25 protein-coding genes, 1 pseudogene and 1 other annotated feature are annotated in these 24,756 nt (G+C 35.2%); of the genes and pseudogenes, 7 read left to right on the top strand and 19 right to left on the bottom strand.

The features are described from left to right. Positions 1–56: 56 nt before the first annotated feature. The 4 genes from ACFVR1_RS08220 to ACFVR1_RS08205 are packed head-to-tail and all read right to left on the bottom strand — an operon-like array spanning position 57 to position 3,660. Entirely contained in the window at positions 57–764 is a 708-nt protein-coding gene (locus ACFVR1_RS08220) for an IucA/IucC family C-terminal-domain containing protein (RefSeq protein ID WP_387582816.1), read from the bottom strand. Further along, on the bottom strand, positions 765–1,577 hold the full coding sequence (locus ACFVR1_RS08215) for an ABC transporter ATP-binding protein (protein WP_387582813.1): 813 nt from the start codon (positions 1,575–1,577) through the stop codon (positions 765–767). It abuts the gene before it with no gap. Positions 1,578–1,603: 26 nt separating this feature from the next. Next, entirely contained in the window at positions 1,604–2,659 is a 1,056-nt protein-coding gene (locus ACFVR1_RS08210) for a FecCD family ABC transporter permease (RefSeq protein WP_387582810.1), read from the bottom strand. Further along, a complete protein-coding gene (locus ACFVR1_RS08205; protein ID WP_387582808.1) occupies positions 2,656–3,660 on the bottom strand; it encodes a FecCD family ABC transporter permease in 1,005 nt (334 codons plus the stop codon). Before ACFVR1_RS08205 ends, ACFVR1_RS08210 begins: the two co-directional genes overlap by 4 nt. Positions 3,661–3,851: 191 nt before the next feature. Between ACFVR1_RS08205 and ACFVR1_RS08200 the strand changes: the two genes are divergently transcribed. Then, positions 3,852–4,841 carry an ABC transporter substrate-binding protein gene (locus ACFVR1_RS08200; RefSeq protein ID WP_387582805.1) on the top strand — a complete coding sequence of 330 codons (990 nt, stop codon included), beginning with the start codon at positions 3,852–3,854 and terminating at the stop codon, positions 4,839–4,841. Positions 4,842–4,909: 68 nt separating this feature from the next. Here the strand turns inward: ACFVR1_RS08200 and ACFVR1_RS08195 are convergent, their stop codons facing one another. From ACFVR1_RS08195 to ACFVR1_RS08170, 6 genes and pseudogenes are all read right to left on the bottom strand, one after another. After that, on the bottom strand, positions 4,910–5,794 hold the full coding sequence (locus ACFVR1_RS08195) for a DMT family transporter (protein WP_387582803.1): 885 nt from the start codon (positions 5,792–5,794) through the stop codon (positions 4,910–4,912). Positions 5,795–6,196: 402 nt separating this feature from the next. Beyond that, positions 6,197–7,645 (bottom strand): magnesium transporter CorA family protein, encoded by a 1,449-nt coding sequence (locus tag ACFVR1_RS08190; protein ID WP_387583295.1) that lies wholly within the window; start codon positions 7,643–7,645, stop codon positions 6,197–6,199. 115 nt (positions 7,646–7,760) lie between these two features. Beyond that, a complete protein-coding gene (locus tag ACFVR1_RS08185; RefSeq protein ID WP_387582801.1) occupies positions 7,761–7,949 on the bottom strand; it encodes a histidinol-phosphatase in 189 nt (62 codons plus the stop codon). A gap of 62 nt (positions 7,950–8,011) precedes the next feature. Next, on the bottom strand, positions 8,012–8,464 hold the full coding sequence (locus tag ACFVR1_RS08180) for a YndM family protein (protein ID WP_387582799.1): 453 nt from the start codon (positions 8,462–8,464) through the stop codon (positions 8,012–8,014). An 82-nt stretch (positions 8,465–8,546) separates the two neighbouring features. Further along, a pseudogene (locus tag ACFVR1_RS08175) lies at positions 8,547–8,663 on the bottom strand (gamma-type small acid-soluble spore protein); the annotation flags it as partial. A 598-nt stretch (positions 8,664–9,261) separates the two neighbouring features. Continuing rightward, complete coding sequence (locus tag ACFVR1_RS08170) at positions 9,262–10,302, bottom strand: ATP synthase beta subunit C-terminal domain-containing protein (RefSeq protein WP_387582796.1); 1,041 nt, start codon at positions 10,300–10,302, stop codon at positions 9,262–9,264. A gap of 523 nt (positions 10,303–10,825) precedes the next feature. Here ACFVR1_RS08170 and ACFVR1_RS08165 point away from each other — a divergent pair. Beyond that, positions 10,826–12,541, top strand: a complete 1,716-nt coding sequence (locus ACFVR1_RS08165; RefSeq protein ID WP_387582793.1) for a methyl-accepting chemotaxis protein — start codon at positions 10,826–10,828, stop codon at positions 12,539–12,541. 76 nt (positions 12,542–12,617) lie between these two features. Here ACFVR1_RS08165 and ACFVR1_RS08160 read toward each other — a convergent pair whose 3' ends face one another. The 8 genes from ACFVR1_RS08160 to ACFVR1_RS08125 form a co-directional block, all read right to left on the bottom strand. Then, a complete protein-coding gene (locus ACFVR1_RS08160; RefSeq protein WP_387582790.1) occupies positions 12,618–13,295 on the bottom strand; it encodes a hypothetical protein in 678 nt (225 codons plus the stop codon). A gap of 112 nt (positions 13,296–13,407) precedes the next feature. Continuing rightward, entirely contained in the window at positions 13,408–13,983 is a 576-nt protein-coding gene (clpP, locus tag ACFVR1_RS08155; protein WP_387582787.1) for an ATP-dependent Clp endopeptidase proteolytic subunit ClpP, read from the bottom strand. 14 nt (positions 13,984–13,997) lie between these two features. Beyond that, the gene (locus ACFVR1_RS08150; protein WP_387582784.1) at positions 13,998–14,819 is read right to left on the bottom strand and encodes an RNA polymerase sigma factor; all 822 of its coding nucleotides are present in this window, start codon (positions 14,817–14,819) and stop codon (positions 13,998–14,000) included. Between the two features lie 161 nt (positions 14,820–14,980). Next, positions 14,981–15,601, bottom strand: a complete 621-nt coding sequence (locus ACFVR1_RS08145; protein ID WP_387582781.1) for a kinase — start codon at positions 15,599–15,601, stop codon at positions 14,981–14,983. 3 nt (positions 15,602–15,604) lie between these two features. After that, positions 15,605–16,513 carry an alpha/beta fold hydrolase gene (locus ACFVR1_RS08140; protein ID WP_387582779.1) on the bottom strand — a complete coding sequence of 303 codons (909 nt, stop codon included), beginning with the start codon at positions 16,511–16,513 and terminating at the stop codon, positions 15,605–15,607. A gap of 111 nt (positions 16,514–16,624) precedes the next feature. Next, on the bottom strand, positions 16,625–17,194 hold the full coding sequence (locus tag ACFVR1_RS08135; protein ID WP_387582776.1) for a tetratricopeptide repeat protein: 570 nt from the start codon (positions 17,192–17,194) through the stop codon (positions 16,625–16,627). Between the two features lie 93 nt (positions 17,195–17,287). Next, positions 17,288–17,830: a GNAT family N-acetyltransferase gene (locus ACFVR1_RS08130; protein WP_387582773.1), complete on the bottom strand. Its 543-nt coding sequence runs from the start codon at positions 17,828–17,830 to the stop codon at positions 17,288–17,290. A gap of 1 nt (position 17,831) precedes the next feature. Beyond that, complete coding sequence (locus ACFVR1_RS08125) at positions 17,832–18,422, bottom strand: GNAT family N-acetyltransferase (RefSeq protein WP_387582771.1); 591 nt, start codon at positions 18,420–18,422, stop codon at positions 17,832–17,834. 228 nt (positions 18,423–18,650) lie between these two features. Between ACFVR1_RS08125 and ACFVR1_RS08120 the strand changes: the two genes are divergently transcribed. The 5 genes from ACFVR1_RS08120 to ACFVR1_RS08100 all read left to right on the top strand — a co-directional run bounded on the left by ACFVR1_RS08120 (position 18,651) and on the right by ACFVR1_RS08100 (position 23,681). Beyond that, positions 18,651–19,199, top strand: a complete 549-nt coding sequence (locus tag ACFVR1_RS08120; protein ID WP_387582769.1) for a GNAT family N-acetyltransferase — start codon at positions 18,651–18,653, stop codon at positions 19,197–19,199. 95 nt (positions 19,200–19,294) lie between these two features. Beyond that, positions 19,295–19,572 (top strand) — a binding site (T-box leader). Between the two features lie 88 nt (positions 19,573–19,660). Then, entirely contained in the window at positions 19,661–20,521 is an 861-nt protein-coding gene (locus ACFVR1_RS08115) for an SAM hydrolase/SAM-dependent halogenase family protein (protein ID WP_387582766.1), read from the top strand. A gap of 48 nt (positions 20,522–20,569) precedes the next feature. Further along, positions 20,570–21,127: an ECF-type riboflavin transporter substrate-binding protein gene (locus tag ACFVR1_RS08110; protein ID WP_387582764.1), complete on the top strand. Its 558-nt coding sequence runs from the start codon at positions 20,570–20,572 to the stop codon at positions 21,125–21,127. 18 nt (positions 21,128–21,145) lie between these two features. Beyond that, a complete protein-coding gene (locus ACFVR1_RS08105; protein WP_387582761.1) occupies positions 21,146–22,879 on the top strand; it encodes an ABC transporter ATP-binding protein in 1,734 nt (577 codons plus the stop codon). Beyond that, positions 22,851–23,681 carry an energy-coupling factor transporter transmembrane component T family protein gene (locus ACFVR1_RS08100; protein WP_387582758.1) on the top strand — a complete coding sequence of 277 codons (831 nt, stop codon included), beginning with the start codon at positions 22,851–22,853 and terminating at the stop codon, positions 23,679–23,681. Before ACFVR1_RS08105 ends, ACFVR1_RS08100 begins: the two co-directional genes overlap by 29 nt. Positions 23,682–23,747: 66 nt before the next feature. Here the strand turns inward: ACFVR1_RS08100 and ACFVR1_RS08095 are convergent, their stop codons facing one another. Further along, a complete protein-coding gene (locus tag ACFVR1_RS08095; RefSeq protein WP_387582756.1) occupies positions 23,748–24,677 on the bottom strand; it encodes an NADP-dependent oxidoreductase in 930 nt (309 codons plus the stop codon). Positions 24,678–24,756: the final 79 nt, after the last annotated feature.

Below are 24,756 nucleotides of genomic sequence, written 5' to 3'. Positions count from 1 at the left end.
TCGATAAGACAAAGCGTGGTCCCAAAGTTCAGTTAACACTGTACTTGGGACCACGCTCACCTGTTGAAGCAACGAGGACAAGTAGAACAGTACTGGCTCTTTTCTGTTAAATAGGAATAACAGCAAGTACTCCTTCTCCCTGGTTCATTACCTAACTCTTCTTTATAAAATCTTGATAAAGGATTTACAGTATAATCACCGAAAAGATTGCCAGGAGCTTGAGAAATGATAAAGTGAAAATCCTCTTTAGCAAAGTTTTCTTCTAATAAGACCTTTTCATATAGCCAAAAAATATAAACAGCAATATTCTCCCAAAGAACAAGTTTAGATACTTTTGTAATTCTAGATATGCTTTCTAGAATTGGAGTTACATGTTCTTTATACAGTAATTCTATACAAGTTGTTCTCCATTTCTCTCTATTTCCTTGTAAACTTTCCATCTCTAAGTTGTAAAATCGAAAATTAGGCAACCAAAGTTCTTTACTATCGTCCGTTTCTATCGATATATTTTCAAAGGAGAGATTTAGTTTTTTATTCCATGAGGTCATTGCATACATATAAATAACTGGTAAAAATGCATAACGCTTTATAAAAAGCGATGCTGCCACTCTTTCATTAGCTGCACCAACTCGTTGACGAATAGAATCTAAATAATCAATCATATGTTGTTCATCTAATAAGTGACGCACTTCAATGGAAAGCTTGGAATGCATCTTTTCAGTTGTTAATCGCAGGGAGCGAAGCTGATCTATTTTGGAATCCAATTATAATCCTACTTCCTTTAAAATACATCGACCTTTTCCAAATGGGATACATAAGGGAGTCCCAAAAAGCGGATCGATTGTTATTTGGCAATCCATTCCAAATACATGTTTTACTAAAGGGCAGCTTATAATATGCTCGGGTTTCCCTTGAGCATAAATCTTCCGGTCTTTAATCGCTACAATATTATCCGCGTATCTGCATGCTAAATTTAGGTCGTGAAGCACCATCACAATTGTTCTTTTCTCTTTTTCATTTAATTCGTAAAGTAAATCGAGAATCTCAATTTGATGCGTCATGTCAAGATAAGTAGTTGGTTCGTCTAGTAGAATAATTTCTGTATCTTGAGCTAAAGTCATAGCAATCCAAGCTCTTTGACGTTGACCACCAGATAGGGAGTCAACTGGGCGGTCTTTTAAATCTTCAATTGCCGTAGCTTTCAAGGCATTTATTACTTTTTCCTCATCTTCTTCCGTCCATTGTTTTAACCATGTTTGGTAAGGGTATCTTCCTTGTTTTACTAACTGAAGAACAGTTAACCCCTCGGGAGCAACCGGGGATTGAGGAAGAATAGACATTTGTTTCGCAACGTCCTTTGTGGACATTTTAGATATAGCGCTTCCTTCTAGCAATACTGCACCGTTTTTTGGTTTTAATAATCGAGCGATGGAACGAAGAAGCGTTGATTTTCCACAACCGTTCCCACCAATAAAAACTGTTATTTCACCTTTTGGAATTTGAAGATCTAAATCATCTATAATTATGCTATCCCCGTATGAAAGGGTTAAACTTTGGGTTTCAATCGCTTGTTTCATTTCACATACTCCTTTCCGATCTCTATTTATGTATTTCTCGTTTTGAACAGTAAATATATAAAGTAAGGTGCTCCTATTCCAGCAGTAAACACTCCCGCTGGGATTTCTAACGGAGAAAACATCGTTCTACCGATTAAATCCGCTAGCATGACAAGTATACCACCGATGAATGCCGATACAGGTAACAACTCTCCAAAAGAAGATCCTACTAATCTTCTCGCCATATGAGGTGCCATTAAACCAACAAATCCAATACCACCAGCAAATGCAACTGAGCCTCCTACAAGAGCTGTACTAATCAATAACAACAAAAAACGTTGTTGCTGGATACGGCCTCCAACGCCTGTTGCAAGATCATCTCCAAGTTCTAAAATATTTATATTTTTCACCATAAAAAATGCTATAAGAATAAAAAAGATAGTCCAAGGTACTAAAATCGCTACGTTACTCCAACTTGAGCCGTATACCGTACCTGTAATCCATATATTTGCCTGACTTGCTCTATATATAGGTCCCATAATCATCATTAAAGTCGTTAAAGCTTGCATAAGAGCTGATATTCCGATTCCTATCAATACGATTCTTATTGGTGAAACTCCATTTTTCCAAGCAAGGAAATAAACAAGCATCGCTATAAGTGCCGCTCCGGCAAAGGCAGCTAAAGGCATCCACTTTATACTTACAGTCAAAGCGCTATTCTTATCACTGAAAAATGCTAAAAAGCTTACTACAGCGACAGAGGCCCCTCCCGTAAGCCCAATAATATCCGGTGATGCTAAAGGATTTCGAATCATCCCTTGAAGAATCCCTCCAGCTACAGCTAACGCCATTCCTACCATTAGAGCAACAATAATCCTTGGAAGACGAAAAGAATGAATAACAAGTTGCTCCATTTCTGATCCACCACCAAAAAGAACTTGTATTACAGTTAGTGGACTTAATCTCATGTCTCCAAAGCCTGTGCTTAGGATAAAAATGAAAGCAGTCACGACTACTAATGTTATAAAAATAAGCATCGCTTTTTTATCTAATAGAAAAGAAACTTTTCCTTTTAACAGTCTAAAATTTTTATATTGGCTCATCTTGCATTAAACCCCTTTCTTGCAATATAGATAAAGAACGGAGTACCAATTATGGCAGTCATTACTCCTACCGGAACTTCCTGTGGCATAATGATATACCTCGCCATTATATCCGCTACAAGTAAAAGAATACCTCCAAGAATTCCGGCGAAAGGAATAAGCCAGCGATGATCAATCCCTACTATAGATCTTGATATGTGTGGAATCACAATACCAATAAAGCCAATTGGACCTGCAATTGCTACTGATCCACCTGCTAAAAGAATAACAATAACAGCAACTATTATTTTTAAAAGTCCTGTATTTACACCAAGTCCTTTTGCTACGTCTTCCCCCATCGACAAAACATTCATTTTAGAAGCAACGATAAGCGAACCAACCCAGCCAATCATTAAATATGGTAAAACCGTTATTAAAATCTCTAACTTCCGCCCTTCAACAGATCCAGCTAACCAAAATAAAACTTGCTCAAATGCTGCTTCATTAATAACTAGAAAACCTTGTGTAAATGAAGCGAACATTGCTGAAATAGCTGCTCCGGCTAAAGTTAATTTCATAGGAGTGAGCCCTTCTCTACCTGTTGAACCAATTGTATATACCGCAATAGCGGCTACTGCCGCTCCAAAAAAGGAAATCCATGTGAAAGCTTGAAGATTTCCTACAGAAAAAAGAGTCACTGCTATGACTACTGCAAAACCAGCACCCGCATTTACTCCAAAAATCCCAGGCGATGCAAGAGGATTCTTCGTGAGAGTTTGCATAAGTACTCCTGCAATAGCTAAGCTACTACCCACCGCTGCAGCAATTAGCGCTCTAGGTAGCCTAACTGTTTGAATAATTATATGTTCATTTGAACCATCATTATTTTGAAAAGCATCTATAATCATTTTCCAAGTTGTATTTGTATATCCATAAACAATGCTTGCACACATTAAAAGTGCTAATAATGAAAAAGCAATGAAAAGACCAAATAATCTCTGCCTATTATTTTTTAATAACATCACAAAAACCTTCCTAATATACAGTATTAAACGTAATTTTACATATTTAAGTCTATTAGATGTCATATGGACTGTCAATGATTATGAAAATCATTTTCAATTAGATGTTGACATCCAAGTAGGTTAGCTTTAATATAAAAACTGCATTGAAAATGATTATCATTCCCAAGATACATAGGAGGACCAATTAAATGAAATCTCTTAAATTATTTATTACCCTTATTTCAATCATGAGCATCTGTTTATTAGCTGCATGTGGAAATTCGGATGATAAAGCAGACAAGACACAAGATAAAGACAACAAAACCCTAGATACAAGCTATACAGTTACGCATGCAATGGGAGATACTACTATAAAAGAAACACCTAAACGAGTAGTCATTTTATCAAATGAAGGTACAGAAGCATTGCTAGCTTTAGGAGTGAAACCAGTTGGTGCAGTTCAATCTTGGTTAGGCGATCCTTGGTATGATCATATAAAAGATGATATGGAAGGCGTAGAAGTAGTAGGAACTGAATCAGAAGTAAATTTAGAAAAAATTGCATCATTAAAACCTGATCTAATTATAGGAAACAAATTACGTCAAGAAGCTGTATACGAGCAGTTAAGTGCAATTGCTCCAACTGTTTTTTCTGATACATTAAGAGGAGACTGGAAAGAAAACTTTAAATTATATGCAAAAGCATTAAACCTTGAAGAAAAAGGAAATGATGTATTAGCTCAATTTGATACACATGTAGCAGACGTCAAAGCTAAACTTGGTGATAAAGTTAATCAAGAAGTATCTGTTGTACGCTTCATGGCTGGAAAATCTCGTATTTATTATACAGACTCCTTCTCTGGAATTATTTTTGATCAATTAGGATTTAAACGTGCTGCACAACAAGCAGAACTATTCACAGCGGATAATAAACTTGGAAACCTTGCTATTGAAGTAGGAAAAGAAGTAATTCCTAAAATGGATGGAGATGTTCTATTCTACTTCACATATGCACCACAAGGAGATCAAGCCGCACTTGATACTGCAAAAGAGTGGACAAATGATCCACTTTGGAAAAACTTAAATGCAGTGAAAGCTGGGAACGTTCACGAAGTGAGTGATGCAATTTGGAACACTGCTGGTGGAGTAATTGCAGCTAACTTAATGTTAGATGAAATCGAAACTATTTTTGAAAAATAAACTATTATTAAAAAAGATCTCCTTTCCACTTGGAAAGGGATCTTTTTTAGCTTTGTTGCTCTATTATTCTATTTCTTGGAACGGTTTATTTGCTGCATTAAAAAGAAAAAAACCCCTAACAATACAAGAATGCCACCTACAATTTGCCAACCAACAAGTCTTTCTCCTAGGAAGATAGCAGCTAAAATGGTTGCACCTACTGGTTCCCCTAGAATACTCATGGAAATAGTCGTTGCGTTCACATAATTCATTAACCAATTATTAATGACATGGGAAATTGTTGGTACAACTGCCAGCAAGACAAAGATACCCCATTCTTTCGAATCGTATCCACCTAAGTTAACTTGCGTTGCCATGTTATAGACAATTAAGGCTAGCGCTGCAAATCCAAATACACAAAAACTATAAATCCAATGGGATACCTTCTTAACTACACTTTGTCCAATTAGTAAATATCCTACAACGACAATCACACTTAGAAAAGAAAGAATATCGCCAATTATGGCACTTTTACTTAACCCAAAATCACCCCATCCAACCATGACCGCTCCGAAAACAGCTATTCCCATTGTCATTAAGGCTGCTTTAGTAGTTCGCTCTTTAAATAGAATAGCCCCTCCTATTAACGAGATGATCGGCTGCAGTGCTAGAATAATTGTTGAACTTGCTACTGTCGTTAATTTCAACGAACCAAACCAAAGAGCAAAATGCAGAGCTAAAAATAAACCTGATAAGAACAACAAAAACCATTCTCTTCTAGTTAGTTTTTGAAACTCTTTTCTTTTAAACCAAACGATTGGCACTAACAACAAACATGCCAATACCATGCGATACATACTTAAAATTGTCGCTGGCGCGTTGGACCATTTTACAAATATGGCCGCAAAAGATATAGCAACAATAGATATGATTAATGGCAACACAATAGATTTTGATGTATTTCCTCTACTCACTTTTTTACCCCATTTTCGATATATCCTATTTGTAATCTCTTTTAATAATATAATAGATAATGTTGAGAATGTGAAATACAAAAAAAGTGAACGTCTTGTCCACCTAACCTGCCTATATATCCACCTAACTTGAGCTCATATGCTCCTAAATCGTTGCCATAAGCACCTAACAAATGCTTGTCCACCTAAACTGCCTATATATCCACCTAACTTGGGCTCATATGCTCCTAAATCGTTGCCATAAGCACCTAACCAATACTTATTCACCTAAACTGCCAATATAACCACCTAACTTGAGCCCATATGCTCCTAAATCGTTGCCATAAGCACCTAACCAATACTTATCCACCTAAACTGCCGATATTTTGGCACTTTATCTAAAATCTCTTATCTGTAAAAGTATTATTGAAATCTGCGTCTCTTCCATTTTCTGTATTTCTCCCAAATCATTTTACCACCTGTTGAGGCAAGTAAAATACCAGACAGCGCAATGCCTGTTAATGCTGTAATGAGTGAAATCCACTCGAAAAAGGAATAATGCGATACTTTAGACCAATCCGTTTTACCTTTCCAGTCATCTATCGCTAAATTCATGCCATAAATCCCCGAGATTACAGTATAAACAGTTAACATAAATAACAACATATTTTGTCTTTTAATGGTTTGTTTTTCTTGTGCTCGAAATAAATCGTCCACGGTTCTTTTTACTTCTTCAAATAGATAATTTATATTAAATGTCTCACGTAATATATGTGTAAACTCTTTTCCTTCTGTCCGGTATGATACTTCATTAAAATAGTATCCTGAATCAAACTTGGAAATTAGTTCTATAAGTTCTTCTACAAATATCTTATCTTTTACCCAATCCACATCACTATGCTCGAAGGATAACTTAAAAAACATAATTTTATAGTAATAATGGAGTAATAAATTATAATAGTGAGTACTCATAAATTGGGATATTTGCCTCATCAATTGTTCCTGCTTTTTTATGGAGACAGTCGTTTGTGTGTGCTGAGAAGTAATTGTATATGTATTCGGCGCCCATCTATCATGCACTCGCTTTTCTATATAACGTTCAATATATGCCTGATTTGTACTAGACATAAATTCTTGACCTTCAGAATCCTTCCCATCTAATTGACCTATTCTATATAGTTGATCTTTTGTTATTGTTTGGTTCTCAGCGGCTATTAAGAACGTTGAAGTTAACATGCGCTCATCTTCAAAGAAAGGCAAACTACCATAGTACCCTTCCATTTTTTTATTTTGTATAATAAAAGACTTTAAGGGGTTGCATAGATAATCTAAAACGAGTTCGCTTGTAGTATGAAATATTTTGTTATTCTGTATAGTTCTCCCTCCATTCTCTTCTTCCAATTTAGGTTGTAACACCCGAAAATGACTCATAAAATCTAACACGTTTGTTAGGGTTTCTTGTGTTTCATCCATCTCTGTGCGAATGGTTACAATTCCTACACCAAAAGGACACAATATAATATCCACGCTATTTACTTCAAAATTTAATTTATTGTTATTCACATCAAATTGAAAGTGTTCTTTAATTTCCTTAGAGAAACGTAAAAAACCTCTCTCTTTAGTAGAAACAGGAAAAAGTTTATCTTCAATAAACGGTAAAAAGAACTGATCTAATTCTTTATGATTTATTTTAATACCTTCACCATAGTAAAGATCCTGGAGTTCATTTTTTTCAAGGCTAAAAAAATGAAAATGATTTTCTTCCAGTTGCTTCATTAGTTTGGAGTGCTCTCCTACACGAAAAGAAAAAGGAAATAAATACGTCATAAAGGCCTTGGTGATATCAAGGGGTTGTATTTCTATCTTCTCCATCACATAAATGACCTCCATTTTCTTAAGTTTATTAGTTATACCTCCAGGATTAAATATCTAAACAAAAGCGCGGCACTTCCTAAAAACTCCAAGGAAGAACAGCGCTTGTTTAATGCTATTTTAAATTGTTTTGGTTGTTGTTTTGGTTGTTACGATTGGCATTTCGATTATTTTGGTTACTGTTTTTATTTTGTTCATTTCGCTTTTGATTATTTGCATTTTCAACGTTAAAGTCCTCACCGAACTCAACTTGATTGTAGTTATTACGTTTATTATTATTAGTACGGTTATTATTGTTACCCATAATCGCTCACCTCCTTGACCATATTAGATTGGTCTCGAAAGAAAGAATTATACTTTTTAATATTACTCTGTGTTTCCTTCTTTTGAAATCTTGTCTAAATCTACTTCTTCCGCAAACTCAGTTTGTAAATTAGTTTGTTGATAATAACCTCGTTTGTGCTTAGGATTAGTAATTTGAGGTTCAAAAATATGTCTTTCCATAAATTGATGAAGATACAATTCCACTATCATAAGAATTAGAGCAGATATAAAAGAAGCTGCTCCTAGAGCAATTGGTATTTCTAAAGTATTACCCATCACCCAGATTACTGCTGTTGCAAGAAAGAAATCACCCATCGCCGCTAAAACATTACCAACTCTAGGTAAAATAAACACATCGCCAATATACCCAATAATGGTTAATACTACACTAATGATTAATACATCCCTTGAGTTAACTGCATAAAACATTCCTAAAATAATTGTTAGCACTGCTGTAATCATTATTAATTTTATAAGAAATGATTTTATATACATTACCTCTCCTCACCTTCCGTTATCTGTCATTTCCCTGATTAATTGAATTAATGTTTTTTAAGTTTTTACTGCTATTTTTCGTTTGCTTAGCAAACCATTCATTCAGTTCGTTATAAGTCATCCCAGAGTTTGCATTTTGTCTTTTTACTTCATCTATATTTGTACCAACAATTGTGAATTTATCTTGGTTATTATCCAATGAAATTATCTCCTTTTTGTTGATTAGGTTAACCTACTTAAGGATGATCATACATTTTGAGCATTCATTTTTTAAAAATTAATCTGGTAGTTGCTAATGTGATTACTCTCCGTATTATAAAATTGCTCTTACTCAAGCTCTTCGCTAAAAAATTCCATGTTAAATCTTGAAACTATTAACTGAATTTATATATATGAGTCAATTTCATAATTTTAGAGTTAGAGCATAAAACACGAACAATTAAAGCGAAATGTGAGAACATGTATAATATACTCATCATAAATCAGCATGATTACCGCTATCGGCGGACGCTTTCCGCGGGGTGAGCGATGAGTCATCACCGCCACTTCGCGTCGTTTGTGATGTCTCATCCGTCTCACTCATCCCGCTGGAGTCGCCACCTGTCGCTCCAATCGATAAACTAATCATTGTTCATTTTTTAATCATTAAATTCTATGAAATTAACTTAATACAGAAGTTTCCAGTACTTTCCATACTTGCGCTAAATCAATTATCCGCAAAATTGGTTGGCATAGAAATGTGTGTTTAATGCAAAATAAAAAGCGAGCAGAAATTTCTCAGCTCGCTTTTTTGCTTTTTATGTCAAACTTCCAGTGAACTTTAAATCTTTTACTGATAGATCATCTACTTTTCCTTCTAAAATAGACTCAACATCAATTAGCGTTTGAGTCATAGGTACCGCTTTTCCTTCTAAACCTGTAAATGATTCTGCAACAAAAAACGGTTGCGTAAAATAAGCTTCTAAACGTTCTCCTCGTTCATATGTGTCTAACTCTGCATCTGGAATTTTATTCTTTCCATGAACAACTACTATAGACCGTAATTCTCTATATCGACGAAGCAATTTCTGCGCACGCTGCCTTAAATTGAAGTGACGTTGATCTAAATCCACACCCTCAATAATGGATGATGTAGAGTAAATCGGATGAATCGCTGGGTATAAATGACGTGTAGATAGGTCTGCATCCAATTGCCAAATCGTTTCTAGAGGACCATATGGCATATCTTCATCCACTACTTCTCCTGAAAGATCTAACAGTATAGTCGTGATATTATCCATTCTTTCAGAAACTAATTTTTCTTGTAAGTCTAAGAGCTCACCAGACACGATATAACTCTTATCAGTGATAAAAATAATTTCCCCAGATAGCTCTGACAATTTTGCAAACGTTTCGTTAACCGACTTTGTCACATAGTCCGCTAATTCTGTTGTTCCATCTAACTCGCTATATTTAGTTGTTGGTAATAAAAAGACAGTCGTGTAATCACTTTCTTTAAAACGATGCATTAGTTCAGCAAGAATAACAAGTTGCCCCATACCTGGACGAGCAACTAATCCAGTTGTACCTCCTTTTACTAGTGGTGCAAAGAAATCTAACGTTTTAATTTGCGTTTCAATCATGTTCAACTTCTCCCCTCGTATGATTAATTCATCCACCGTACAATTTGCAAGCGTTGCAAGACCTACAAGCGTTTTTACTTCAGCTTTTCCTAAATCAATTTTTCCCGTACATAAATTTGATACAGTCGCAGGGCGAATCCCAATAGATTTAGCTGCAGTCGTTAAATTTGGTACCTTTCTTCTCAGTAAAGCTACGTTCAGTCTAATTTCATCCATACCATTTCCCCTCCTTACTTTTAATAGTAATTTATTTTACTTTAAAACGCAATAAATATTTCGTTTTAACGTAAAAATAATTACGCCAAGGAATACTTTTAACTAATAAAAGAACCATTTCCCTACACAATTCATGATTGCCGAGGAAGCTAATGCTTCATATTCCCATTATTTTTTTATTGTACTGCAGTAAATACATTTACTAAAATGCGCTGGTGAACTCGAGTCATTTCTTTGAATAATTTTTTGTACTAAATAGAGGAAAGTTTATCTAAAATACCATTTTACTCACATAAAAATACTTCATTGTCAGTCTAAAGGATTAATGATATAGTTATTTTGCCTAATATTCGTTCATTTTTAAAGATTCAAAAATGAGTTGAAAGTAGCTCATCATATGTATTCAAATAGGTTGAAAGTACAAATAAGATTGTATGTACAACTCTCAAAATTTTAATAAGAGCTGTGAAGAATAGAAGGGTGGATATTTGTTTCTACATAAAATAATAGGGGTGTTATTTGAATGAGATGGATTAAAAACTTGAGAATTACAAAAAAAATGCTTTTACTTACTTCCATTACAACTTTAGGTTTATTAATGGTCGGTGGGATTAGTCTTTGGCAAATATCAAAATTAAGTAATAACATAGAAAGTGTTTATCATTGGAATGTAGTCCCTATAGAAATCGTTTCTAACATGAAATCGAACCAGCAAAATATTGATGCAGCGGTTCTCGAGCTAATAATTTCTAAGGATAGTACTAGAAAACAGGCATTACTTTCAAAAATTAATACAGAGCAACAAGAAATTAATCAATTAAGAGGACAATATAATGCCAATATTGATGTAGTAATACAAATGTTTGAAACATTCGACGGTCTAAGAGAGAATTACCAAAATCGATTAAATAATATTATTGAATTAACAAAACAAAATAAAGGCTCGGAAGCTTATGAAATTTACTTAAAACAGTTAGAGCCAATCGCTATTCAATTAATGGAAGTGAATATGAATCTTATTAAATTCAATAGTGACTACGCGGAAGACTTTTATAAGTCAAACAAAAAAGAAGCTTTAGCTTCTATTACTTTACAAATTTCAATCATAGCCATAGCTATTTTATTATCTATTTTTATTAGTTTGGTAATTACTAATTTGATCATTCGTCCTGTCAATGAAATGAAAACACTTATGCTTGAGGCGGAAAATGGGGATTTAACTGTTCAAAGCATGTATCAATCGAAAGATGAAATAGGTGTACTTGCTGTTTCTTTTAATGAAATGGTGTTTCATTTAAAAGAATTGATTAAAAAGGTACGTGAATCTTCCGAACAAGTTGCGGCTTCTTCGGAAGAGCTTATGGCGAGTGCTGAGCAAACAAATCATGCTGCTGAGCATATTGCAGAGTCTAGTATGGAATTAGCAACGGGATCTGACAATTCTTTGAAGGGAACAGAAGATGCTTCCTTGTCTGTAAGAGAAATGGAAGCTAATATTATGACTATTTCAGAGTCAATTTCCAATGTTACTAACAATTCTAAAGTGACTTCTTTGGAATCAGAAAAAGGAAATGAAGCGATTAAAAATACGATTCAACAAATGAACACTGTAAATGAGTCCGTTCGACATTCAGCTAATATCATTAAATCATTAGGGGTTAGCTCAGGAGAAATCGAAAAAATTGTTGGTGTTATATCGGATATCTCGGAGCAAACAAATTTACTTGCGCTTAATGCAGCAATTGAGGCTGCACGTGCTGGTGAACATGGTAAAGGGTTTGCTGTAGTAGCAGATGAAGTTCGAAAATTAGCGGAAGAGTCTAGACGTTCGGCTGATCATATTACAACCTTAATTCGCGATATTCAAGGAAACACTAATAATGCTGTAAGTTCAATGGCAAAATGTACAGAAGACGTAGAAACAGGGATGTTGTTAGTTAATAATACCGGTGAATCGTTCGAAAAAATCTATCATTCAGCTAATGACGTTTCTAAGCAAATGGAAGATGTATCTTCTTCAATTGGTAGTATTACAGAGAATGCAAAATTACTAGCATTTCATATTACAGAAGTATCCAACAATGCAGAAAAAGCTGTTTTAAACACACAAAACGTTGCTTCAAGCGCGGAAGAACAACTAGCTACAATGGAAGAAATATCTGCATCCTCTGATAACCTGGCAAATATGGCTGAGGAACTTCAAAAAATGGTTACCTCGTTTAAGGTATCTAAAGATTAATAGTGTTGAAAACGCAGCGTATAAATCACGCTGCGTTTTTTCGTAGTGCTGCTCTAAAGTTAACCTCAATTATTTTCTAAATCCCTTTTAGTTTCCAAACCTTCAAGCTACCAATACTTTGCCAGCCTGCCTCTACCGCTTCTATATATGTTTCATCCGACTCATAGCCAACTATATGCTTGCCATTGTGGTTTTGGTTAATTACTTCAATAATATCTGTCCAAATGAAATCACTATTATGTTCTGTAGAAAACACATTGGAAACACCAATCGTATCACCACTGCAATTTACTATAAAACCATTAGTTACTACTTCTCCTACATTTGCATATATGGAGACATCCGGATGAGATAGAATGTCTGGAAGCAAAACTCCTTCTAGACCAGAAGCTATATTCCATCTCAAAAGTTCCTCATCGGAACATATCTTTTTATAGGAACCATTACCTGAACTTAATTTTCCATCCAATTCATGATAGATCCAATTAGCTTCAAATAGAACTTCGAAATCCTCTAATTGGAGGGATGCATAGCTATCTTTAATATATTCTACTTGTGTGTCTCCGATAAAATTCAAAAGTTCGTTTGTATGAACTTCAGTACTTAATGTAATAACATCAGGATAATATATTGGAGCCTTTTTATTTAAACCCCAAAGATTATTTTCCACTCGACTTTCACAACCATGTAGTCTACTTATTATTTCACACCACGTCACATTATTCTTCACTGCTAAATCTTGTTTTGCTTTCAATGTAATCTCATCACTTTCTTCTATGTTTTAATGTTTCTTCTGTTTTATTTGAATAAAATCCTCTATTTTTCATGAAAAAACTCCTCACCAAAGTTAGATGAGGAGCAATTGTTTAAATAATTTGATCGATTATACCATAATTCATTGCTTCTTCTGCTGTCATGAAATAATCACGATCTGAGTCTTTTTCAATTTTATCGAGTGACTGTCCAGTACGTTCTGAAAAGATTCGATTAATCCTTTCTTTCATCAAAAGAATCCTTTTAGCGCTTATTTCGATATCACTCGCTTGCCCTTGCACCCCTCCAAGAGGCTGATGAATCATAACTTCACTATTTCGCAAGGCAAATCGTTTACCCTTCGTTCCGGCAACTAATACTGTTGCACCAAACGATGCAGCTAAGCCTGTGCAGATTGTACGTACATCAGGCTTAATAATTTGCATTGTGTCATATATTGCAAATCCCGCACTTACCGATCCACCAGGACTATTAATGTATAAAGATATATCCTTTTCTGGATCATCTGCCTCTAAAAATAACAGCTGTGCAACAATATTATTCGCAACAACATCATTGATTTCAGAACCAAGGAAAATAATCCGATCCTTTAATAACCTCGAATAAATATCATAAGAACGTTCTCCATGACTTGTTTGCTCCACTACATACGGAATTAGACTAGACATTTCTTATCCCCTTTCTATGCTACAGCTAAAAATTCCTTTTGCTCCAGCCATGCTATCTGTGACAATAATGCAGATAACTCTAATTGATAAAATGGAACAAAAAGGACTCCACCATTTTTTTTCGGAATTGAGATAAGCATATAAGGAGTACTACCAGCCCCAATAGACTGAACCGTTAGGATTGAAGAAGAAATAGGATAATTACGATTACTAAACTGCATGAATGGCTCTCTTATTTCTTTTTGATAAAGTCGTAAAATAGCTTCTGGATTTTCATTCCTTAAAGCATCTATAAACGGAATGGATTTATCCTCATCCTGTTCGAAAAAGTCATTAGCAAAATTTATTCGCTTAATATTTTTTCGTGCTCTATTAAGTGCTGCTTTGACAGATCCTTCGCTAACAGAAAGTAAACCGGCCGTCTCCTTTGCTGTGTAGCCAAATCCCCACATAAACAATACTACTGCTCGTTGTTTGCAGGACAACTCATTCAGCACAACACTAATTGTCTGAAAAGCTGCCTCCGTCATAGTTGCTTCCACTTGTTTATAATTTGTTAAATCTTGATTCATATCTTCCTCTATTTTTCGTTTACGATGTTTATCTATCCAGGTATTCGAAGCAATCCGATATAAAAAAGCCTTTGCTATCTGCTTCGGCATTTTCATCCAGCTTTCATACGCTTTTATTAACGTATCCTGCATTAAATCTTCTCCGTCCCAACTAGTATTCGTTAGGGATAGACAATACTTTCTTAAATCATGCATAAAAGGCTTAATAGCCATCTCAAATTCTTCATTCATTTCAATGGGAGTTTTTTCAACAAGCGGCCGCATGTTTTTCCCTCCTCCAAATTAGTCTTTCATCTATATAAACGAAAAAAAGGGCTGAAAAGGTACGGGTAAAGATGCTCTTATATTTAATATATTTCCGATCGTCTAGTTTGGATTATTTATTTTTTTCATTAATGTAAAATATTTTAGGGTTCAATGGCTTTTTACAATGAGCTCTCTATTACAATATCCGAGTTTTCTAGAGGATTTTCTTCTTTAATATAATAATCCTCTGCTAGCCAGTATCTTCGCTCATATTTATTCAATCTTTCTTTCATATCTCCTATGTAAGTATCTCTTTGTAAAACCCTTTGATAACGTGCCTCTCGAGGGCAATCTAAGTAAATCATATAATCAAAATAAGCTCGCCACTCATTTCTTTGCAGAAATATTCCTTCAATGAATATTAAGGTGATTTGTTCTAAATCAATCCTTTTTGAATAGCACCGATCCTGTACCGTATCATAAAACTTTAAATTAATATGATTTCCCTTTTGGTGAACCGCTTCAAAAAGACTTTCTTTTATATATTGCACATCCCATTGCAACATGTAATATTCAAACCACTCTGGATGTCCTGTGTTATATCTTTTCGATCTTTCTTCAAGTAAATCATCTATATGGATTACTATTATTTTATACCCTTCCGTTTGTAACTTATTTTTTATATCTTCAGTGATTGTCGTTTTACCAGCACCACTTAACCCATCTATTCCAACTATATATGGTCGATCAACCTTCTCTAATTGTTTGATTCCTTTTATAATATTTGGGAGAAATTTCATAAGCTAAATTCCACTACTTTCTATTATCAATCTAGTAATACAATCATTTACTATTTTCGGGTCTTCTAGATGTATTGAATGCCCCGAATTAGTTTGAATATGTACGGTTTTGGTAGTTAGTTTTGATAAAAGAGACTGTTGTTGTTTCCATTGTTCCGAAGGATTTTCTGCACTTATCACAATAACAGATAAGTCATTAGGTAGCGGTTCTGATTTAAGTAATTGTTTTGCGGATTTAGAGCTATCTATATATTCTCTGTAAATTGTCTTAAATGCTCCTAATGTGTAGCCAACATACTTAAGATGTCTATTATAATCTTTTATTAAAAACTTTCTACCAATTCTTTGTTTTAATATTCTTGGTAGCCCCATTAATGATGTTACATAGCCAAATGTGACAAGTGATTTAAATTTTTTATTTTCATTGTTTGAAAGATATTGGTTTTCATGAACTGCGTCCTCTAGTACTAAACCCGCAACATCGTCAGGGTACATACTTGCAAACAACCTCATAGAAAGCCCTCCAAATGAATGACCTACTAATATATAGGGAGGTTTAATATTTAACTTCTCTAATACTTCTTTTAATTCTTCCACACTATCAAGTGAAGTAAGCGTCCTCCTTTTTGTTCGACTCCACCCATAGTTCCCTCTGTCATATGAAAGCACTTTTGCGATTTTTGAAATCTCCGGCTGTACATAACACCAATCAAGAGAAATAGAACCTAATCCAGCTTCTAGAATAACTGTAACTTCCCCCTTACCTGTTACAATAGCGTGCACTTCTGAATGCTTTGTTTGTATTATTTGACCTGATGGGGCAACTTTGTTTAGCTGACTCATAATTAAATTCCAAGCAGTTAATGGAAATGCAATAACCCCTAATATATTTCTTGTAATCGTCGCTTTCATTTATTTCTCCCTTGGTTTAATTAATACGATTCATTCTAGATGTTATTGCCTCGTTTTAGACAAAGAATGTATCTTTTCCATCATGATGATTGTACCAGCCTAAAACTCGATTTACTGTCCAAGTGCATGCACTACATAATTAATTGCTTTTTGAGTAGAATCAATCAATGATTGATCACCTTTTACTAACCTTATTTTCATCGCTGCTTGAAAGTAAACTAATGCTAAACTAATCTGACCTAATTCTAAAAGGCACTTCCCTTTATGTTGATACGCAAAATCTAATAGGTTAGAACCATTACTTGGAGTACATAGTTCAATTGCTTCATCAAATTTGTTTAGAGCTTGTTCATGTTGGCCATCGTACCTCAATGCCTCTCCTAGACGAATTAAGTTACTAATTTGTTTATTTCCATCACTTAATTCGAGTGCTATTTTTAGACTCTTGATCGCTAGATTTGTATCCCCTCGTATTCTATATAAGTTACCTATGTTCCCATATAGAAAAATCATATCGTCGAAATGATCATTTGTTTGTGAATCAATCTTTGCTTCAAAATTTTTAATTACATTTTTTAACAAGCTCTCATCTGAACATTTCTCACGTAGGTAGTTATTATCATCAATGTAAATGAATTCGTTCAGTTTCATCAAATTGAATTTTAATTCTTCTTTATTCATCTATTTTCGCCCTTCATTTTGGGATCAGAAAGCTTCTACGGTCAGAAAAATGTTTATACGGTCTGAATTTTTTCTATACGGTCAGAAAATAATCTATACGGTCACATTTTTTTCTATAAGGTCACAAAATAAGCTAGGCGTCCATTCCATTAACGAGTAATTATTTTCTAGACTCCCCACTGTTCGAAACCCACATTTTTCATAGCATTTTATCGCTCTTACATTTGTATTTTTAACGTCTAATATCACTAATTGAACGCTTTCCTTTAAGCTAATATATTCTAAGAGCATCGAAATCATTGTTGACCCAATGCCCTTTCCCCATAAATTTATTTCTCCGATAAACTGGTCGATTCCAAATATATGCTGTTGCTCTAAATAACCATATGCCCTTAATTGGGTGTCTAATATTGGGTAATACTGCATATAACCTATTGGCGTATTTTTATATTCAACTATGTAAGGTTTAACTGAATGATTGCCTTCAATTCTGGGACCATATTTTGTAATTACTTGTTCCAAAGTAAGCCTCGGACCGTAATATTCTAATACCTTTTCATCACTCAACCATTTCGCTATTAATACATAATCGCTTTCATTCATCGGTCTAATTAAGAACTCATTTTTATTTAGCATATTAGACTCCATAAAAGTGTTTTTCATAGCAAACACATTCATGAATTCGTTTAAACTTTGTCTTCAACATATCTATCTCTTGTCCTATATAATGAGCAAAAACAGTAGCTGGATACATTTTGGATATATTGGCCTCTATGACACCATTTAATTCAGAACCTTCCATAAATACATGGTAATAAGAATCGACTTTTAAAAACTGATTTTTCTCGTACCAATTATTAACCCACTCATCATCCCTTGTCCATGCTTCTAAACGGTTTAGTCCTAATAGAATCGCTAGTTTTTCAGCTTCTTTCAATAATGCTTCGCCAATCCCTTGGCGCCGATAGTCTGGATGTACAGCGATATGCCATATCATACCACCTAGTCCAGTCCCTCTTGAGCAAACCGTTCTCTCCGTTACTTCATATTCCACGTCAATTAATCCAACAATCAAACCACCTAATTCAGCTACCAATTCTATTGCTGGATTTTCATACTTCTCTTTTTTATTTAAAACATTTTCGTAATATGCAGTGTCTAAAAATGCTAAGGTTCTGCAACGTACCCATCCTACCTCGTCTGTGCTGCAATAAGGTCTAATCATCATATTTTCTAACCCCTATTTTTCGTATATTAGCTCCATCTTTTATTAATTCGACCATTGTTGATTATTTCCTTTTTTGTATATTGCATTATAATTAAATTAATCTTACTTGAGAGGAGTGTTATAAATGAAAAACGTATTAATGGTGATTGAAAAGTAAAAGGCAAACGCTGTCTCTTTTCAGTCCAATATGCAAACTTTTTTATACTATAGGATGAAAAGAGGAATTTGATGTTTTATCAGGATCAAGAGTTAATAATTCGACCAATTCAAAACGAGGATTTGCCTAGACTATGGGAATTAGCTTTTAAGGATGACGCCCCTGAATGGAAAAAATGGGATGCACCTTACTATGAACATAAAGCAATTTCGTATGAAACATTTATGAAAAATGCGGATTCATACGTTGCACGAGATAACTTTTGGGCAATTGAGGTTGCTGGTGTAGTTTGCGGAATTGTTTCGTATTATTGGGAACACGAACCTTCCAAATGGCTTGAAATGGGTATTGTTTTTCACGAAGCTCCAAGCTGGGGCAAGGGTTTAGGAACACGTACATTAAAACTATGGATGGAACATTTATTTACTACACTTCCGCTCGTTCGCGTTGGCTATACAACATGGTCAGGTAATAAACGAATGATTCGAGTTGGTGAAAAGCTAGGGATGAAGATGGAAGCTCGCATTCGAAAAGTTCGTTTTTATGATGGTCAATATTATGATTCTATTCGAATGGGTATTTTACGCGAGGAATGGGAATATAATAAAAACATACTTTAACTAAGCAGTTTTTTCACTTTTCTACTGTGGTGTTTTTTATTAATTCAAAAAACGCTTGACTATTTTTAGAATTGAGTGTAAATTCACTATTATAAATAAAAGCGATGAAGAGAAAAAGTAAAATGGTAGAATTTCTTAAAAGAGAGCTTCGGTAGCTGGAAAGAAGCAGAAAAATCTCCGTTTGAACAATGGCCTCTGAGCTCTACATTGAACGCGCAGAAATTCTGCACCTGAGATGTAAGCGGGATTTGGTACCCGTTATCAATACCACAGTTTAGAATTCATTTGTATAGAATTCTGTACTTGCTGAGGTTGCTTATGTGAGTAAGTAGCGAATAAAGGTGGTAACACGAGAGTATATCTCGTCCTTTTCAATCTAACGATTGAGGAGGGCGGGATTTTTTTGTACCTGCTCTCCTCTAATTGAACCAAAAAATAATTTTAGTAGGAGAGTGTTTTACATGACAGAAGGTTTATTAGTTTTACAATCAGATTTTGGTATTAGCGACGGAGCAGTGAGTGCTATGCATGGGGTTGCAAATTCCGTTCAACGCGGCTTGCCAATTTTCGATTTAACACACCAAATTCCACAATATAATATTTGGGAGGCTTCTTATCGATTATTACAAACGATTAATTACTGGCCAGAGCAAACAGTGTTTGTATCAATTGTAGATCCAGGTGTTGGTTCCGACCGGAAAAGTGTTGTAGTTAAGACAGTGAAGAACCAATATATCGTAACACCAGACAATGGAACATTAACTCATGTGAATAAATTCATCGGCATTAAGGAAATTCGCGAGATTGATGAGGCAATAAATAGACTTCCAAACTCTGGTGAATCACATACTTTCCATGGTCGTGATATTTATGCTTATACTGGTGCCCGCCTTGCTTCGGGTTCTATTCAGTTCGAGGAAGTTGGGCCATCACTACCTTTGTCATCCATTATCGAATTTCCGTTAAAGGATTCGAAATTTGAAAATGAAGGATTTACTGGTATTGTCGATATTATCGATCGTCCGTTTGGAAATTTATGGACAAATATTAGCCGAGTGCAATTTAAACAATTGGATGCGGATTACGGTGAGTCATTCCAAGTCTCTATATCCACAAATGGTAGTACGGTTTATGAAAACATATTGACATTCGGACGCTCGTTCGCAGCTACCGATATCGGAGAGCCTCTTTTATATGTAAATTCTCTAGACAATATTGCCATCGCCATTAACCAGCGGTCCTTTGCAGAAACTTATGGTATTGGCACTGGTATGAACTGGGAAGTAAAAATTCGTAAAGTACCTCAAGTTGTATATAACTAATTAGTGATAACTGGTAAAATAAATATAAAAAGTAAGGGAGAATGATGAATGAAAAAGTCTATCTTTTCAACAAAGACAATCGTTGCCATCGGTATTGGCGCAGCTGTGTTTCTTATTTTAGCAAAATTTGTAGCGATTCCTACGGGGATCCCAAATACGACAATTCAAACTGCTTATGCGTTTTTAGCACTTATCGCTGTTCTTTTTGGTCCAATTGCAGGTTTATTTGTCGGGTTAATCGGTCATGCATTGAATGATTTGACTTCATACGGTTCTATTTGGTGGAGTTGGGTAATCACTTCTGCATTTGTTGGACTTGGTATCGGTATATTTTATAAACATTTCTCAGTTGAAAATGGAGAATTTGGTGTTAAAAAAATTATAATGTTTAACGTCGTTCAAGTAATTGTCCAAATGATTGCTTGGTTCTTAGTTGCACCGGGACTTGATATCCTAATTTACGCTGAACCTGCAAATAAAGTCTTTACACAAGGAATCGTAGCAGGTATTTGGAATATCGGTACTGTTGCAGTACTCGGAACAATTTTGTTAACTGCTTATGCAAAAACAAGAACGAAAAAAGGAAGTCTAAGCTACGAGGATTAAGTATACAAGGAGATTTGCATGAAAAAGCCAGTTATCGAGTTTAAAGATTATAGCTTTCAATATAATAGCCAAGTAAAACCAACGCTCCACAATATAAATTTAACTATTTATGAAGGGGAGAAGATTTGCATTGTCGGCCCTTCTGGTTCAGGAAAGAGCACGCTCGTTCATTGTTTGAACGGGCTTGTTCCTTTTGCATACAAAGGCGAAATTTCAGGTAGCCTCAAGATTAGTGGAAAAGAGACAAGTGAACTTGACCTCTTTTCTATTTCAAAAACAGTCGGTACTGTTCTTCAGGATACAGATGGACAGTTTATTGGGTTAACCGTTGCTGAAGATATTGCATTCGCATTAGAAAATAATAACATTGCTCTAGGAGAGATGAAAAAGCAAGTTCAAAAAGCAGCTGATCTTGTCCATATATCTACCCATTTGAATGCACGGATTCATGAATTATCAGGAGGACAAAAGCAACGAGTAGCGTTAGCTGGTGTTCTTGTAAATAATATCGAAGTTCTATTATTCGACGAACCTCTTGCAAATCTTGACCCCGCTTCTGGAAAAAAGACAATGGCATTAATAGATAAACTTCAAAAAGAGTCGAATAAAACGATTATCATCGTTGAACACCGATTTGAAGATGTATTATCACAGCCATTGGATCGAATTATTTTAATGAATCACGGGCGAATCATTGCAGATGTGACACCAAATGAAGTTCTTGCGGGATCACTATTGGCGGAAAATTGGATTCGAGAGCCACTCTACATTAAAGCTTTAAAGTATGCAGGATGTGAGTTAACGCAAGAGATGGCATTAACCAACGTAGATGAGTTAGTAATAAAGTCGTTCCAAGAAAAATTAGCAAATTGGTATAACAAGGGATATTCTTTAACCTCAAAAGTAAAAGAGGAAGAAACCGTATTATCCCTAGAGAATATTAGTTTTCACTACCCACATAAAACAAATACTATAAAAAACGTTTCATTTAAATTACATAAAGGTGAAATGATTAGTCTTGTCGGTGCAAATGGTGCAGGTAAATCCACTCTCTCGTCACTTATTTGTGGGTTTGAAAAACCAAATGAAGGAGCCATTTATTTTGGAAATATCGACGCAAAAAAGGACTCTATAAAAGAACGTGCAGAGCGAGTAGGATTTGTACTACAAAATCCAAATCATATGTTTTCAAAGCAAATTGTATCTGAAGAAGTTGCATTTGGCCTAGCTCAAAAAAATGTTTCTGAAGCTGAACTTAAAACGCGAGTAGAAGATACACTAAAGATTTGCGGGTTATATCCATTTAGAAATTGGCCAATCACTGCTCTTAGCTATGGACAGAAAAAACGATTGTCTATAGCGACAATCTTAGTCATGAAGCCCTCTATAATGTTGCTAGATGAACCAACTGCAGGTCAAGATTATAAGCATACAACAGAATTAATGACGTTTTTAGAGGAACTTACTAAGAATGGAATAGCTATTATTCTCATTACGCATGATATGCATTTAATGACGGAGTACACAAATCGATCAATTGTATTATCTAGCGGGGAGATAATAGCGGATGCTTCTCCGGCTCACATTTTATCTAACCCCGAGCTTATTAAAGAAGCAAATTTAAAGGAATCTTCATTATATGAATTAGCGAAACACTTGAACATCTCGGAACCTCCACATTTTGTTGAGCAATTTATTCAATACGATCGGGAGGTGCGCGCCAGTGAACAACGAACTACTGAGCTATATTGAGCGAGATTCAATCATTCACCGTCTAACTGGAGCGACAAAACTAATTTGTTTTCTCCTTTGGTCTTCTGCTGTGATGTTTACATACGATACTCGATTTTTGTTATTCATTTTGATTGCAAGCTTTGTTCTATTTTACGCATCTAAAATAAAAATGAAAGAAATTAGTTTTGTACTAGGATTCATTTTATTTTTCTTATTGCTTAACAATATTGCAATTTATTTATTTGCACCTCAGCATGGAACAGTAATCTACGGAACTTCTCACCCGATCACCGGTTCAATTGGACGCTATTCAATTACTTTAGAGCAGCTATTTTATCAACTAAATATTACACTGAAATATTTTGCGGTCATCCCTCCCGCTTTACTGTTCCTAGTGACGACACACCCGAGTGAATTTGCAGCATCATTAAATCGTGTAGGCGTAAGTTATCGCCTTGCCTATTCGGTATCAATCGCTTTAAGGTATATTCCGGATATTCAACGCGATTTCAAAACGATTGCACGATCAAAACAAGCGCGTGGTGTGGATATGTCTCGGAACGAAAAATTGGGGAAAAGGATAAAGAATGCTAGCTCCATAATCTTACCACTTATTTTTTCGAGTTTGGATCGCATCGAAATAGTTAGTAATACAATGGATTTACGTGGCTTCGGAAAGTTGAAAAAGCGAACATGGTACAGTTATAAGGAATTTAAATCGAGAGATTTTATCGCTATCTTCATTACTTTTCTTTTTTTCATATTAATGCTTATTTTCATGTTCATAAATGATGGACGTTTTTATAATCCATTTGTTTAATACGAAATATTCGATACCAGGTTCTAACACAACTCAATAAGAACCTGGTGTCATAATGAATTTTTATTATTCAACTATTTGTAGTATGATTCGTCCGCGTCCATGCCCACGTTGGCTAAGCTCATGAGCTTGTGCAACTTCATGTAAAGAAAACTTTTGTCCAACAAATCCTTTAACCTTACCTTCATCCATTAGTTTCGCAATAGTTTCTAAATCTTTTTTAGCAAATGCTCGGCTTGGTTTTATTAATCTAACTCCCTCTTCTTGAGCTCTCTCTAAAGATGGTTGACCTGCTATCGAAATTAGCGCTCCGCCTTGTCTAATGACCGACCAGGATTTTTCAAGTGTCTCACCTCCAACGGTGTCTAATACGAAATCCATATCTTGAACGACCTTTTCAAATTGAGTTGAAGTATAATCAATAACCGCATCTGCTCCTATAGAACGAACGTAATCTAAGTTAGCCGGTCCAGCAGTAGCCGTCACATGTGCTCCTTTCCACTTTGCAAACTGTACCGCAAACAGTCCAACACCACCCGCAGCCCCGTGAATCAAAATCCGATCTCCTGTTTTTATATTGCCATCATTGAACAACACTTGCCAAGCAGTCGTTGCACCACCTGATATCGCCGCTGCCTCATCGAACCCAATCGATTTAGGCTTTAACGCAAGAGTGCTGGTTGAAACAGTCGTATAAGCTGCGTAAGATCCATTCGTGGTCCGTCCAAACACTTCTTGCCCTACTTTAAACTCGGTAACACTCGTTCCTACTTTTTCGATTACTCCTGCAAATGCGCTACCTGGAATAACAGGAAAGTGCACTGGCATCGGCATCCATCCTTGACGTATTTTCCAATCTATTGGCAAAACACCTGAGGAATGAATACAAACAAGCACTTCCTCTTCCTTTGGCTCTGGTCGTTTCACTCGCTCTACCTTCAATACTTCAGGACCACCGAATTGACTATAACGAACTGCTTCCATCTCGTTCATCATCTAACAACACTTCCTCTTATTTATTTTTATGGTCTTTTCTCTTTGAATAAATTGTTTAATGACGTAATATGATACTTAC

This window comes from Psychrobacillus sp. NPDC058041 (assembly GCF_042885655.1).
Classification (GTDB): Bacteria; Bacillota; Bacilli; order Bacillales_A; family Planococcaceae; genus Psychrobacillus.
This window is presented reverse-complemented; position numbering and strand designations above follow the sequence as displayed.